General features: G+C 71.5%; 12 protein-coding genes. 3 read left to right on the top strand and 9 right to left on the bottom strand.

What is annotated here, in order from left to right:
* Nucleotides 1-24: 24 nt before the first annotated feature.
* The 4 genes from pyrE to KDB89_RS02025 are packed head-to-tail and all read right to left on the bottom strand — an operon-like array spanning nucleotide 25 to nucleotide 2412.
* On the bottom strand, nucleotides 25-564 hold the full coding sequence (gene pyrE / locus KDB89_RS02040) for an orotate phosphoribosyltransferase (RefSeq protein WP_219083041.1): 540 nt from the start codon (nucleotides 562-564) through the stop codon (nucleotides 25-27).
* A complete protein-coding gene (locus KDB89_RS02035; RefSeq protein ID WP_219083039.1) occupies nucleotides 561-1235 on the bottom strand; it encodes a sortase domain-containing protein in 675 nt (224 codons plus the stop codon). Before KDB89_RS02035 ends, pyrE begins: the two co-directional genes overlap by 4 nt.
* Before the next feature lie 42 nt (nucleotides 1236-1277).
* The gene (locus tag KDB89_RS02030; RefSeq protein WP_219083037.1) at nucleotides 1278-2084 is read right to left on the bottom strand and encodes a spermidine synthase; all 807 of its coding nucleotides are present in this window, start codon (nucleotides 2082-2084) and stop codon (nucleotides 1278-1280) included.
* Nucleotides 2085-2115: 31 nt separating this feature from the next.
* Nucleotides 2116-2412 (bottom strand): antibiotic biosynthesis monooxygenase family protein, encoded by a 297-nt coding sequence (locus tag KDB89_RS02025; protein WP_219083035.1) that lies wholly within the window; start codon nucleotides 2410-2412, stop codon nucleotides 2116-2118.
* Between the two features lie 90 nt (nucleotides 2413-2502).
* Here KDB89_RS02025 and KDB89_RS02020 point away from each other — a divergent pair, with 90 nt between their 5' ends.
* Nucleotides 2503-3810 carry an MATE family efflux transporter gene (locus KDB89_RS02020; protein WP_219083033.1) on the top strand — a complete coding sequence of 436 codons (1308 nt, stop codon included), beginning with the start codon at nucleotides 2503-2505 and terminating at the stop codon, nucleotides 3808-3810.
* Nucleotides 3811-3902: 92 nt separating this feature from the next.
* Entirely contained in the window at nucleotides 3903-5135 is a 1233-nt protein-coding gene (locus KDB89_RS02015; protein WP_219083031.1) for a PQQ-dependent sugar dehydrogenase, read from the top strand.
* 4 nt (nucleotides 5136-5139) lie between these two features.
* Here the strand turns inward: KDB89_RS02015 and pdxH are convergent, their stop codons facing one another.
* From pdxH to KDB89_RS02000, 3 genes are read right to left on the bottom strand one after another with little or no spacing between them, the layout of a single operon-like run.
* A complete protein-coding gene (pdxH, locus tag KDB89_RS02010; RefSeq protein ID WP_219083030.1) occupies nucleotides 5140-5781 on the bottom strand; it encodes a pyridoxamine 5'-phosphate oxidase in 642 nt (213 codons plus the stop codon).
* A 20-nt stretch (nucleotides 5782-5801) separates the two neighbouring features.
* Entirely contained in the window at nucleotides 5802-6407 is a 606-nt protein-coding gene (locus KDB89_RS02005) for a DUF1707 SHOCT-like domain-containing protein (protein ID WP_219083028.1), read from the bottom strand.
* A gap of 47 nt (nucleotides 6408-6454) precedes the next feature.
* Complete coding sequence (locus KDB89_RS02000; protein ID WP_219083026.1) at nucleotides 6455-7072, bottom strand: DUF1707 SHOCT-like domain-containing protein; 618 nt, start codon at nucleotides 7070-7072, stop codon at nucleotides 6455-6457.
* A 437-nt stretch (nucleotides 7073-7509) separates the two neighbouring features.
* Here KDB89_RS02000 and KDB89_RS01995 point away from each other — a divergent pair, with 437 nt between their 5' ends.
* The gene (locus tag KDB89_RS01995; RefSeq protein ID WP_219083024.1) at nucleotides 7510-8265 is read left to right on the top strand and encodes an SDR family NAD(P)-dependent oxidoreductase; all 756 of its coding nucleotides are present in this window, start codon (nucleotides 7510-7512) and stop codon (nucleotides 8263-8265) included.
* Nucleotides 8266-8860: 595 nt separating this feature from the next.
* On the opposite strand, the gene clpB is transcribed toward KDB89_RS01995, so the two are convergent.
* Together clpB and KDB89_RS01985 are read right to left on the bottom strand one after the other, a co-directional pair.
* Nucleotides 8861-11428, bottom strand: a complete 2568-nt coding sequence (clpB, locus tag KDB89_RS01990) for an ATP-dependent chaperone ClpB (RefSeq protein WP_219083022.1) — start codon at nucleotides 11426-11428, stop codon at nucleotides 8861-8863.
* A gap of 94 nt (nucleotides 11429-11522) precedes the next feature.
* Nucleotides 11523-13013 carry a CAP domain-containing protein gene (locus tag KDB89_RS01985; protein WP_219083021.1) on the bottom strand — a complete coding sequence of 497 codons (1491 nt, stop codon included), beginning with the start codon at nucleotides 13011-13013 and terminating at the stop codon, nucleotides 11523-11525.
* Nucleotides 13014-13093 lie beyond the last annotated feature (80 nt).

The following is a 13093-nucleotide window of genomic DNA, read 5'->3' as shown; positions in this document are numbered from 1 at the left end:
AAAGGCCATGTCGGCAGTCGGTTGCTAGAGCCCGAGGTCCTCCAGACCGACGGCGAAGCGGTACTCCAGCCCCGCCTCCGCGACGCGCTCGGCGGCGCCGGTGGCGCGGTCGACGACCACGGCGACGGCGACGACGGTGCCGCCGGCCTCGCGGACGGCCTCGACCGCGGTCAGCGCCGAGCCGCCAGTCGTGGAGGTGTCCTCGACGACCAGCACACGGCGGCCGGCGACGTCGGTGCCCTCGATGCGGCGCTGGAGCCCGTGCGCCTTCGCCTCCTTGCGCACGACGAAGACGTCGAGTCGCCCGCCCGAGGCCGCCTTCGCGTGCAGCATGGCGGTGGCGACGGGGTCGGCGCCGAGCGTCAGGCCGCCGACGGCGTCGAAGTCGAGGTCGGCGACGAGCTCGTTCATGACGCGCCCGACGATGGGCGACGCGACGCCGTCGAGCGTCACGCGGCGCATGTCGACGTAGTAGTCGGCCTCCTTGCCGGAGGAGAGGGTGACCTTGCCGCGGACGACGGCGAGGTTCCCGATGTGCGAGATGAGTTCGGTGCGGTCGGTCATGGCGTCTCCGTCTTCGTCAGGGTGCCGAAGCCCACGGAGCGGTCGCCCGTGGGCACGAGGTCTTCGGCGGTGGTCAGGGTCAGGAAGGCCTGCGTCGGCACGACGTCGACGTGGCCGGGCACGGGGTCGAGGACCCACGAGTCGTCGGATGCGACCGTGAGGTCCGCGGGGGCGACGGTGAGCGTGTACGTGAATGTCGCCTCGGGCGTCTCGATGATCACCTGGTCGCCGACGGCCAGGCTCATGACGTCGCGCAGGAAGGCCCCGCCGGTGACACGGTTTCCGGCCAGCGCGAAGTTGCCCGCCTGGCCGGGCAGCGACGTGCCCGGGTACCAGCCGAGCCCGCGGTTCAGGTCGGAGGGCTCGACGCCGGCGATGACGGGCGCCTCCAGGCCGATGGCGGGGATGCGCACGATCCAGGCCGCGGTTCCGATGGCGGGGTGGGCGACCTCGGGGGCCCCGTCGGTCTCGATGGCGGTCGGCGTCGCCTCGGCGATGGCCGTCTGCACGCCGGCGAGTTCGTCGGCCGCGGCCCGCTGGGCGAGCACGTTGCTGCCCCAGTAGCTCCAGGCGATCCAGCCGCCGAGCGAGAGGGCGGCGATCACCAGGGCGATGAGGAACACCGCCAGCGGGGAGGTGCCCCGCTTCCCGGTCTTCTTCTTCGCCTGCACGGGCCCATTCTTGCAGGTCAGCCGCTGCGCACGGCGCGCCGGCTACCAGCCGCGGCCGCGCGGGCCGGGCGAGGTGGTCGCATCGTCGTCGGTCATGGGCTCGGCGCCGCCCGGCCAGTCGCGGGCCCGTGCGCCGACGATCCAGCGGTAGCCGATCGTCAGCCCGGCCGAGGCCCGCTCGATCGCGGCGGTGTCGGCCCGCTTGTCGCTGGCCGCGAGGACGACGTTGCCGAAGCGTTTGCCCTTCATGACGACGGGTTCCATGCCGACGATGAGGTTGCGCCAGCGGGCCGACAGCCCTGCCGCCAGGCCCTTGGTCCACTCGAACGGCGCCCGGTCGGTGACGTTGTAGATGACGACGGCGTCGCCGCGGCTCACCCTGCGCAGCTGGTCGAGGCACTCGACGGTGGCGAGTTCGCCCGGCACGCTCGGGCCGTCGAACGCGTCGACGATGATGACGTCTGCCCACGCCTCCGGCATCGCGGCCAGCCCCGCGCGGCCGTCGACGTCGCGGACCTTGATGCCCGAGCGGGGAGCCAGGGGGATCTTGCGCCGGACCTCGGCGGTCAGCTCGACGTCCGGCTCGCACACGACCTGCGCGGTGCCGGGGCGGCGCCAGGCCACCCAGCGGGGCAGCGACATGCCCGCGCCGCCGATGTGCACGATCCGCAGCCGCTGGTCGGCGGGCGTGTCGAGCACGGTGTGGTCGAGCACCATCGCGATGTGCTGGACGTACTCGAAGGCGAGGAAGTCCGGGCGCGACGGGTCGACCCAGGACTGCTGGGTGGGGCCGAACCGGACCCAGAACGCGCCGGGGACGTCGCGGTCGGGGGCCAGGCGCTCACTCATGGGCGAGACCCTACCGGCCGCCCGTGGGCGGTCAGAGGTCGACGACCTCGAACTCCAGCAGCTGCGCGCCGCTGGCGACGGGCCGCCGCTCGGCGCCGCCGGCGTGGGCCGCGCGCGCACCGTTGTCGCGCCAGGCGGCGAAGTCCTCCTCGGTGGCCCACTGCGTCACGACGAAGTAGCGCGACTCCCCCGCGACGGGGCGCAGCAGCTGGAACCCGAGGAAGCCCGGGGATCCGTCGACGGCGTGCCGGCGGGCGGCGAAGCGCTTCTCCAGCTCCGGCCCGGCGCCCTCGGGCACCTCGATGGCGTTGATCTTGACGACGGCCACGTCTTCTCCTCTCGCGGGGCCGGGACGGCCCGGTTCGCCCCGAGGCTACCGGCCGGGGGCCGCCCGCGGCGGCGATACGCTGACTGCGCCATGAGTCTCACGCGCCGCATCCTGTCCCTCGCCGTCCCCGCCTTCGCCGCGCTGCTCGCGCAGCCGCTCATGGTGCTGGCCGACACCTGGATCGTCGGCCGGCTCGGCACCGTCCAGCTGGCGGGCCTCGGGGTCGGCAGCGGCCTGCTCCTGACCGCTGTCGGGCTGTGCATCTTCCTGGCCTACGGGTCCACGTCGGTCGTCGGACGGTACGTCGGCGCGGGCGAGCGTCGCCGGGGCCTGGAGCTCGGCATCCAGGCGATGTGGCTCGCGTTCGCCATCGGCGCCGTCGTCGCCGCGGTCATGTGGCCGTTGGCGCCCTGGCTGTGCGCGGCGCTGGGCGCTACCGGCGACGTGCTCCCCCACGCCGTGACCTATCTGAGGTGGTCGTTGCCCGGCCTGCCCTTCATGCTCGTGACGCTCGCCGCGACCGGCACCTTCCGCGGGTTCGCCGACGCCCGCACTCCCCTGGCGCTGTCGGTGTCGGCCGCCGCGGCCAACTTCGCGCTCAACGTCGGCTTCGTATTCGGCCTCCAGCTCGGCATCGCCGGAGCGGCGCTCGGCACGGCCGTCGCCGAGACCGGCATGGGGCTGACGGCCGCCTGGCTGGTCTGGCGACGCGCCAGGCCGACCGGCGCCCGGCTCGCCCCGCACTGGGGAGACATGGCGATGAGCCTCGGGATCGGGTTCCCGCTCTGGCTGCGGACCGTGACGCTGCGGGCCGCGCTGCTCATCACGACCTACGTCGCAGCCCGGCAGGGCGCCGAGGCGCTCGCGGCCCACGTGATCGCGATGAACGTGTGGAATCTGCTGGCCTATGCCCTGGATGCCCTCGCCATCGCGGGCCAGACGATCATCGCCACCGCGCTCGGGGCGGGCGACCGGTCCGAGGCGCGGCACTTCACCCGCGTGATGACCCGATGGTCGGTGGGCGCCGGGGCCACGCTGGGACTCGCCGCCATCGTGTTGCGTGGCCCGATCGCCTGGCTGTTCTCCACCGACGACGCGGTGCGCGGGATCGTCGCGTCGCTGCTGCTCGTGGTGGGCGCGACGCTGGCGCTCGCGGGCTACGTCTACCTCCTCGACGGTGTGCTGATCGGGGCCGGCGACGGCGCCTACCTGGCGAAGGCGGGCCTGATCACGCTCGTGGTCTACGCACCGCTGGCGCTCATCGCCCTGCTGCTGCCCACCGGCCTGCCGGCGCTGCTGTGGCTCTGGGGGTCGTTCACGCTCGGCTTCATGGGCGCCCGGGCCGTGACGCTGGGGCTGCGCGCCCGCGGGGACGGGTGGATGAAGAGCGGGCTGTGACCGTTCCCGACGCGCCCCTCCGGCCGGACCACCACACGTGCCCCGGCCGCGCGCCCGGGGAGACCTGACCCCGCCACGGCTAGCGTCGGGGGATGAGCACCCGACTCTGCCTCCCGGCCGCCGCAGCTCTGCTCCTGACGGCCTGCACCGCCATCGACGACGCCCCTGCCGACTCCCCGTCGGCCGGGGCGTCCAGCGTCTCCGCGACATCCTCCCCCGCCGCGTCGGCGTCGGCGAGCAGGTCTGCGGTCGCGTCACCGGAGCCGGCCAGCACGTCCGCCAGACCGGTGCCGGAGACGCACGAGTTCGAGGTGACCGAGCACGAGACGTTCGACGAGCCATGGGCGATGGCCTTCCTGCCCGGCACGGACGCGATGGTCATCACGGAGCGCGGCGGCACGCTCCTGATCCGCGACGACCGGGGCATCGAACCAGTGACGGGCACGCCGGAGAGCATCACAGTCGCCGGGCAGGGCGGTCTCGGCGACATCATCGCGGGCCCGACCTTCACCGCCGACGGCACCGTCTACCTCAGCTGGGTGAACTCGGACTCGTCAGGGCGCAGCGGGGCGGTCGTCGGGCGGGGTCGTCTCGACGTCGAGCAGCGCACCCTCACAGGGCTGGAGGTCATCTGGCGTCAGGTCCCGAAGACCACCGGCGACGGTCACTTCGGGCACCGGCTGGCCGTGCACGACGGCCACCTGTACGTCACGTCGGGCGAGCGTCGGCAGATGACCCCCGCGCAGGACCTCGACACCAACCTGGGCGCGATCGTGCGGCTCACACTCGACGGGGACCCGGCACCCGGCAACCCCTGGGCGGGTGAGGGCGACGACGTGACCGACGAGCTGTGGTCGAAGGGCCACCGCAACCCCCTGGGCATCTCGTTCGACGCCGACGGCAGGCTGTGGGAGACCGAGATGGGCCCGATGGGCGGCGACGAGCTCAACCTGATCGAGGCGGGCGGGAACTACGGCTGGCCGGAGGTGAGCAACGGCACGCACTACGACGGCACCGACATCCCCGACCACGCGAAGGGCGACGGCTTCGTCGCGCCGACGGTGTGGTGGAACCCGTCGAGCTCCCCCGGCTCGCTGATGATCTACCAGGGCAACCTGTTCCCGGCCTGGACCGGCGACGCGTTCATCGGCGCTCTCTCGGGCGAGGCGCTGATCCGCGTCGACCTCGACGGCGCGAAGGCCACCGAGAAGGAGACCTGGAGCATGGACGCCCGGATCCGGGCCGTCGCAGAGGCGCCGGACGGGTCGATCTGGCTGCTGCAGGACGGAGAGGACGCGAAGCTGCTCGAGTTGCGGCCCGCGTGAGGCGTCAGGGCTGCAGCCGCGTCGCGGCCCAGGCGCCCGCGCCGTCGCGTTCGAAGCGGACGCGGTCGTGGAGCCGGCTCGGCAGCCCCTGCCAGAACTCGAAGGTGTCGACGTCGACGAGGTAGCCGCCCCATGCGGGCGGGCACTCGACGTCGCGTCCCTCGAACCGCCCCTCGGCCTCCGCGAAGGACGCGGCCAGATCGTCGCGCGATGGGAGGGGCGCCGACTGGTGTGATGCCCAGGCCTCCAACTGGCTGGCGCGCGGGCGGGTGGCGAAGTAGGCCTCGGACTCCTCGCGGGGCAGGCGGCTCACGGGGCCGGTGGCCCGGACCTGCCGCGTCTGGGGGGCCCACCAGAACGACGCGCTGGCGACGGGATTCTCGTCGAGGTCGCGCCCCTTGTCGGAGCCGTAGTCCGTGAAGAAGACCAGCCCGCGGGGCGAATACTCCTTGAGCAGGACGATGCGGGCCGACGGCCTCCCGTGCGCGTCGGCGGTGGCCAGCGTCACGGCCGTCGCGTCGGAGATCCCGGCCTCCAGCGCCTCCTGGACCCAGCTGGCGAAGAACCTCCACGGGTCGAGGCCGGAGGGGTCATGCGGGAGGGGCTCGCCGGTGTAGTCGCGTCGGATGTCATGCAGGGAGGCCATGGGGCCATCCTGCCACCGGGTCAGCGGCCCAGTTCCCGCGCCATCGCCGCGACAGTCATCTTCGCCGTGAACTGATCGGCGCCCGTCAGGTCGCGGTAGCGGGCCTCGGCCTGCGCCGGGCTGCCGGTGCGGATGTAGTACATGATCTGCTCGCGCTCCTCGTATGTGAGCGGGCGGCGGGGCGCGGGCGGTGCGACGGGGGTCCGGCGCTTGACCATCTGGGGGTAGATCACCCAGACCCAGAGCGCAGTGAGGAGGACGAGACCGCCGAGCCTGCCGTCGGACATCCCGGTGAGCACCATGGCCACGATGACCATCCACCACTGCGCGTACCAGGGTTTGCCCAGCTTCGCGACCGGCTCCGGTAGCGCGGAGGGGATGCCGTACTGCACGGGGAGGCCCGGCGGCTGCGCGGCGGGCCCGGCCGATGCCGCGGCCTGCCCCGGCTTGCGACCGGGGAGGTCGTTGAAGAGCACGGCGAGGTCGGGGGCGACCTTGGCCTCAAGCGCCCGGCCCATCCGGTCGTCGAACTCGTCGGTCGAGAGTCGGCCCGCTGCATGATGCTCCTGCAGGATCGCGATGGCCTCGTCGCGTTCTGCGTCACCGATGCGGATGTAGTCGGGCATGACTCCAGACTACGGCGCCCCTGGGAATCCGGCGCGTCGGGGATCGGTCAGCGGCCGAGTTCGCGGCCGAGGGCCCACACGGCGCGTCGGGCGGACTCGGGGTCGGCTCCGGTCACCTCCATGAAGGCCGCGACGGCACCGTCGGGGTTTCCGAGGCTCAGCTGCTGCATGACGGCCTGCTTCCCGGCCACCGTCAGGGGTCGGGGGAAGCGGCCACGCGGCCTTCCGGACAGCATCCGACGGGTCCGCGCCTTGTGACCGGCCAGCACCGCGACGATGACCACGAGCGGGAAGCCGATGAAATGACCGGTACCTACGCCCATCACGAAGAGGAGCAGCAGGGCTGCGCCGAGCGCCCACCACAGCGCCCTGGACCGGTCGGAGGGCCCCTGTTCGACGGGCGGGGCCCACTGCTGCGGGACCGGCATCCCGTAGCTGACCGGCGCGGGCTGCCCATAGGTGACAGGCGCGGACTTCTGGCCGGGTCGCTGGCCGGGCAGGTCGACGAAGAGCGCGGTCAGGTCGTCGGCGACCTTGGCCTCGAGAGCCTTCCCCATCCGGTCGTCGAACTCCTCGGTGGAGAGCCGGCCGGCCGCGTGGTGGTCCTGCAGCAACGAGACGGCCTCGTCGCGCTCTGCGTCACCGATGCGGATGAAGTCGGGCATGCGTTCCAGGGTACGCGGCCTGGCGGAGGGTCGCCTCCGGGCTCCCCCGGGTTCACCTCCCGGAACCGCCCTGAGAGCCCCAGCCCCTAACACGACTCGACCCACCCCGAAAAACGACCAGTGCCCGATTCTCCCCGGTCCGCCGAGGAGAACCGGGCACTGGTCGATTCTCGCGAGTCGGCCGCGCATGGGCAGTGAACGGTTCTCGGACCCGGACCGGGGAGAAGCGACCACTGCCCGATTCTCGACGGTCGGCCGACGGGATCCGCCGACGGGATCTGCCGACTGGATCCCCCGACGTCGCCCGCCGACGTCGCCCGCCGACGTGATCCGCCCGTTGTCGTCCGGTACCCCGTGAAGTCATCGTCGCCGCACATACCGGGCTCTCGCATATGACGCACAGCGGCGGTCGCGTGACTGGTCGCTACGCTGGGCCGATGTCACTGCAGCAGCTCTTCGGACTCGACGGCCGCACCGCGCTCGTGACGGGCGGCAGCTCCGGGATCGGGCGGGCCATCGCACTCGCCCTGGCGGAGGCCGGGGCCCACGTGGTCGTCGCCGCGCGGACCGGCTCGGCGATCGACGAGACGGTCGAGACGATCCGCGTCGGTGGCTGCTCCGCCGCTGGCGTCGTCGCAGATCTGTCGGCCCGGGTCGGCGCGCACGCACTCGCCGACGAGGTCGGGGCCGTCGACATCCTCGTCAATTCTGCGGGGATCAACCTCCGGCCGTCGATGCCAGAGCTCGACGAGGACACCTGGGACGCGACGATGCGGGTCAACCTCGACGCGCCGTTCGTGCTCGGGCAGCGCCTCGCCCCCGGCATGGCCGAGCGCGGCTACGGGCGCATCATCAGCATCAGCTCGCAGCAGGCCCATCGCCCCTTCGCGAACAGCGGCGCCTACGGGGTCTCCAAGGCCGCGCTCGAGGGCCTCGCCCGGTCCCAGGCCGAGGCCTGGTCCTCGCAGGGCGTCACGTCGAACGTCCTGATCCCCGGATTCGTCCAGACGCCGCTGAACCGACGCCTGAGTTCTGACCCTGAGACCGTCGCACGGCTCGCCGCGCGGACGCTCGTCGGGCGGAACGGCGCCCCGTCGGACTTCGCCGCCGCGGCCGTGTTCCTCGCGGGACCCGGCTCGGCGTACGTCACGGGACAGTCCATCGCGGTCGACGGCGGCTTCTCGGTGCACTGACGAAGCGCCCAAAGTCGACGGCGCAGCCGCAGCACCAGCGCCTCTCGGGTGCTGCTGACTAGGCCTGACGACGCGCCCAACTCGAAGGCGCAACCGCTGCTGAGTCGGTCGTGCACCCACAGACCGAGCCGGTCACGCAGCCGCAGGCGTCGGTCACGCAGCCGCAGGCGGAGTCGGTTGCGCCGCGCAACCAGCGACGGGGGGGGGACGCTTCAGCCCCTTCAGACGACGACGGCATCCCCACCCGGGTCCCACCACGAAAATCGACCAGTGACCGCTTCTCCTTGGTGGACCGGGGAGAAGGGGTCACTGGTCGATTTTCGGGAACGCGCGACGCCAGGGCAGTGAGCGGTTTTCGGCACCGGACCGGGGAGAAGCGGTCACTGGTCGATTTTCTGTAGGGCGACCCGACGGTCCGCCGCAAGCCGAGCGGCCCATTGGTCGCAGCAAGCAGGACGCCCTGACCGTCGCTGCAAGCAGGCGCCATCAGAGGGACCACCGGCGGTGTGGGCAGTGAACGGATTTCCACGGCGGACCGGGGAGAAGCGTGCAGTGGTCGATTTTCGGAAGGGTGGGCCGGGGCTCGGTGGAGGCGTCAGACGATGGCCACGCCGTCGCCGGAGCGGTCGATCGTGACATGGCTGCCGTCGTGGATCTCCCCGGCGAGCAGGCCGCGGGCCAGGGCATCCTCGATGGTCGACTGGACCAGGCGGCGTAGCGGCCGGGCGCCGTAGACCGGGTCGAAGCCGACGTCGCCGAGCCAGGTGCGGGCGGCTTCGGTCACGTCGAGCGTGATGCGGCGGTCGGCGAGGCGACGGTTCAGGCGGTCGATCTGGATGTCGACGATCCGGGCCAGGTCCTCGGCGCTGAGCGAGTCGAACAGGACGGTGTCGTCGAGGCGGTTCAGGAACTCCGGGCGGAACGCCTGGCGCACGACGCCCATCACCGAGTTGCGGCGCGTCTCCTCGTCCAGCAGCGGGTCGGCCATGAACTGGCTGCCCAGGTTGGAGGTCAGGATCAGGAGCGTGTTGCGGAAGTCCACCGTGCGACCCTGGCCGTCGGTGAGGCGCCCGTCGTCGAGGACCTGCAGCAGGATGTTGAACAGGTCGGGGTGCGCCTTCTCGACCTCGTCGAGCAGGATCACCGAGTACGGACGACGGCGCACGGCCTCGGTCAGTTGGCCGCCCTCCTCGTAGCCGACGTAGCCAGGAGGGGCGCCGACCAGCCGCGCGACCGAGTGCTTCTCCGAGTACTCGCTCATGTCGATGCGCACCAGCGCGGTCTCGTCGTCGAACAGGAAGTCCGCCAGGGCCTTGGCCAGCTCGGTCTTGCCGACGCCCGTGGGGCCGAGGAACAGGAACGAGCCGGTGGGGCGGTTCGGGTCCGAGATCCCGGCACGCGAGCGGCGCACCGCGTCGGAGACGGCCTTGACGGCGGCCTTCTGACCGATCAGCCGCTCGCCGATGCGCTCCTCCATGTGGAGCAGCTTGTCCGACTCGCCCTCCAGCATGCGGCCCACGGGGATGCCGGTCCAGGACGCGACGACCTCGGCGATGTCGCCGGACCCGACGTCCTCCGAGACCATCGACGGCGCGGCGTCGGGCGCCTCGGCGTCGGCAAGCTGCTTCTCCAGCGCGGGGATCTCGCCGTAGAGGATCTCGGAGGCCTTCGCGAAGTCGCCGCCGCGCTGGAACTTGTCGGCCTCCGAGCGGAGCTCGTCGATCTTCTCCTTGATGTCGCCGACCCTGTTCAGCCCGGACTTCTCGGCCTCCCAGCGCGCCTCGAGTCCGCGCAGGTTCTCCTGCGCGTCGGCCAGCTCGGCGTTCAGGGCGGCGAGGCGCTCCTTCGAGGCGGCGTCCTGCTCCTTCTCGAGCGCGAACTTCTGCATGGTCATGCGGTCGACATCGCGGCGGAGCATGTCGATCTCCTCCGGCGACGAGTCGATCTCCATGCGCAGCCGCGACGCGGCCTCGTCGATCAGGTCGATGGCCTTGTCAGGCAGCTGGCGCGACGTGATGTAGCGGTCTGACAGCGTCGCGGCGGCCACCAGCGCGGAGTCGGTGATCCGTACCTTGTGGTGGGCCTCGTAGCGCTCGCGCAGGCCGCGGAGGATCGCGATGGTGTCCTCGACGCTGGGCTCGCCGACGAAGACCTGCTGGAAGCGGCGCTCCAGCGCGGGGTCCTTCTCGATGCGCTCGCGGTACTCGTCGAGCGTGGTCGCGCCGATCATCCGCAGCTCGCCGCGGGCCAGCATGGGCTTGAGCATGTTGCCCGCGTCCATGGCGCCCTCGCCGGACGCGCCGGCGCCGACGACGGTGTGCAGCTCGTCGATGAACGTGATGACCTGGCCCTCGGCCTCCTTGATCTCGTTCAGGACGGCCTTCAGCCGCTCCTCGAACTCGCCGCGGTACTTGGCACCCGCGACCATCGAGGCCAGGTCGAGCGACACCAGCCGGCGGCCCTTCAGCGAATCGGGCACGTCGCCGGCGACCAGGCGCTGCGCGAGGCCCTCGACGACGGCGGTCTTGCCGACGCCGGGCTCACCGATCAGCACTGGGTTGTTCTTGGTGCGGCGCGCGAGGACCTGCACGACGCGGCGGATCTCCGAGTCGCGGCCGATGACGGGGTCGAGCTTCCCGTCGCGGGCGCGCTCGGTCAGGTCGACGGAGTACTTGTCGAGCACGGACTCGCCGCCCTCGGACTCCGCGGACGTGACGCGCTTGCCGCCGCGGGCCGCCTGGAAGGCCTCGGTGAGGGCCTTGGCGGTGACGCCGTGGCGCGCGAGGATCAACTTCCCATCCGAGTCGATGTCGGCCAGCGCGATCAGCAGGTGCTCGGTGGCGACGAAGTCGTCGCCGAGGGTATCGGCCAGGGTCTCGGCGGCCGCGAGCACGCGGGCGAAGGGCCCGCTGAGGGCGGGCTGCGAGACCGAGTTGCCGGAGGTCGACGGCAGCTTGCCGATCGCCTCGACGGCGGCGTTGTCGACGACGGCGGCCTTCGCGCCGACGGCCTCCAGCAGCGCGCCGACGGTGTTGTCGGGCGTGAGCATCAGGCCGTGCAGCAGGTGCACCGTCTCGGTGTTGGGGTTTCCGTTCGTGAGAGCCTGGCGGACCGCCGCGGTGACGGCGTCGCGGGACTTCGTCGTGAGCCTCTCGGTGTTCATGAGTGTGGGTCTCTCCTCGTCGAAATTCTAAGTTGAGTCTACTTCACTCAACCCTCACGGCAAGGAGGATATTCCCTGATCCGACCCTGATCGGTCAGGGGTTGAACAGCTTGACCTTGTAGGTGTAGCTCGACGTCGGGGTCCCCTTGATGCCCGTCACGGAAACCGTGTACGTGGCCACGGCCGACCCCTTCGGCCTGCTGAGGCCCGACACCTTGAAGCTGATGGTCTCCGGTCCCATGTAGGACACGACGCCGTACTTCTTCACGGAGAGCTTCCTGCCGCTGGACGTCTTGACCGTGACCTTGGCCTTCGAGAAGTCGGCCCCCGCCGCGGAAGCAGACAGCGACCAGCGGCCGTCGGGCTCGATGCTGGCCGGGAAGTACCCCGCCGACGGCCACTCGAGCCAGGTGGGCTTCGCGTTGTACTTCGAGGTGGCGAGCCCGCTCTTGCCGATGACGGTCAGGGTGCTGGCCCGGTTCGTCGAGCCGGTGCCCATCACGGCGATCGAGGGCTCCAGGATCCAGCGCCGGTGGCCTACGACCGTGTTGTTGCTCCCGGCGTCGACCATGTAGCCGACGACGCCGCGGGCCCCGGTCGTCATGGCGGGCAGCGAGCCGCCCCACTGCAGCGCGATGTTGGACCGGCCGGCCGCGTCCGCGCCGACGGGGCTCCAGCAGGAGCCCGACTTCGTCGGGTAGTGCGTGATCTCGCCGCGCGCCTCCATCATCAGCGAGTTGCGCAGCGCCTCCTTGTTCCAGGTGCTGTTGAACCGGACCCCGTCGAGCTGCACCATGGCGCGCATCAGGTTGACCGCGTCGAGCGTGGCCTTCTTCGACGACGAGGACTCCGTGCCGACCTTGCAGCTGGACGTCTTTCCGGTCCACCCGGTGCTCTTCTTCAGCGCCGGCGCGAGGATCTTCGTGTAGGCGGCGTCCACCGAAGCCCTGCTGGAGGTGTCGACGAGCTTGACCTGCTTCGTCACCGCGGAATCCCGCTTCACCGTCGGGTAGCCGGACCTGGAGCCCGTGACGCGCGCGAAGATCTTCTTGCCCTGCTGGCTGCTCGTGACGGTGAACGTGGTCGACGTTGCGCCCGGGATCGCGACGTTGTCCGCGTACCACTGCACCTTCAGCCTGGTGCCCGACGTCCAGGTGCCGCGCTTGACCGTGAGCCTGGAGCCGAGCTTTGCCGAGCCGGTCACCTTCGGGGTGGGCGCGAGGATGACCTTCTTCGTGGCCGCCGACGTCTTCGACACGGATGTGTACCCCGACTTCGACCCCGTGACCGTGACGGTGATCCGCTTGCCCTTCTGCGTCGTCGTGGGCCTGAAGGACTTCGACGTGGCCTTCGAGATCGCCTTGCCGTCAGCGCGCCACTGGTACTTCAGCGTGGCCCCTGAGGTCCACGAGCCGGCCTTCGCGGTCAGTGTGGAGCCGACCCGGGGCGTGCCCGAGATGGTCGGGGTGGCCGACGAGACGGCCGGGCCCTCCGCGGCGGCCGGCACGACCCCCGCCGCCAGCACCACGGCGAGGGCGGCGATCAGCGACAGGACGCGTCTCCTGACGACGGCGGTGGCGTGCATGGCAGGTCCTCATCTCCGGGACCGGGCGGCCCGTGTCAGCATTCTGCACGACGCGGGCTCAGTGCTCCCGACCGCCTCCG

Source organism: Tessaracoccus palaemonis (genome assembly GCF_019316905.1).
GTDB lineage: Bacteria > Actinomycetota > Actinomycetes > Propionibacteriales > Propionibacteriaceae > Arachnia > Arachnia palaemonis.
This window is presented reverse-complemented; position numbering and strand designations above follow the sequence as displayed.

Bases quoted from the DNA above. Each gene is read 5' to 3' on its own strand.
- pyrE (WP_219083041.1), bottom strand. From the start codon at position 564: ATGACCGACCGCACCGAACTCATCTCGCACATCGGGAACCTCGCCGTC.
- KDB89_RS02030 (WP_219083037.1), bottom strand. From the start codon at position 2,084: ATGAGTGAGCGCCTGGCCCCCGACCGCGACGTCCCCGGCGCGTTCTGG.
- KDB89_RS02020 (WP_219083033.1), top strand. From the start codon at position 2,503: ATGAGTCTCACGCGCCGCATCCTGTCCCTCGCCGTCCCCGCCTTCGCC.
- KDB89_RS02015 (WP_219083031.1), top strand. From the start codon at position 3,903: ATGAGCACCCGACTCTGCCTCCCGGCCGCCGCAGCTCTGCTCCTGACG.
- pdxH (WP_219083030.1), bottom strand. From the start codon at position 5,781: ATGGCCTCCCTGCATGACATCCGACGCGACTACACCGGCGAGCCCCTC.
- KDB89_RS02005 (WP_219083028.1), bottom strand. From the start codon at position 6,407: ATGCCCGACTACATCCGCATCGGTGACGCAGAACGCGACGAGGCCATC.
- KDB89_RS02000 (WP_219083026.1), bottom strand. From the start codon at position 7,072: ATGCCCGACTTCATCCGCATCGGTGACGCAGAGCGCGACGAGGCCGTC.
- KDB89_RS01995 (WP_219083024.1), top strand. From the start codon at position 7,510: ATGTCACTGCAGCAGCTCTTCGGACTCGACGGCCGCACCGCGCTCGTG.
- clpB (WP_219083022.1), bottom strand. From the start codon at position 11,428: ATGAACACCGAGAGGCTCACGACGAAGTCCCGCGACGCCGTCACCGCG.
- KDB89_RS01985 (WP_219083021.1), bottom strand. From the start codon at position 13,013: ATGCACGCCACCGCCGTCGTCAGGAGACGCGTCCTGTCGCTGATCGCC.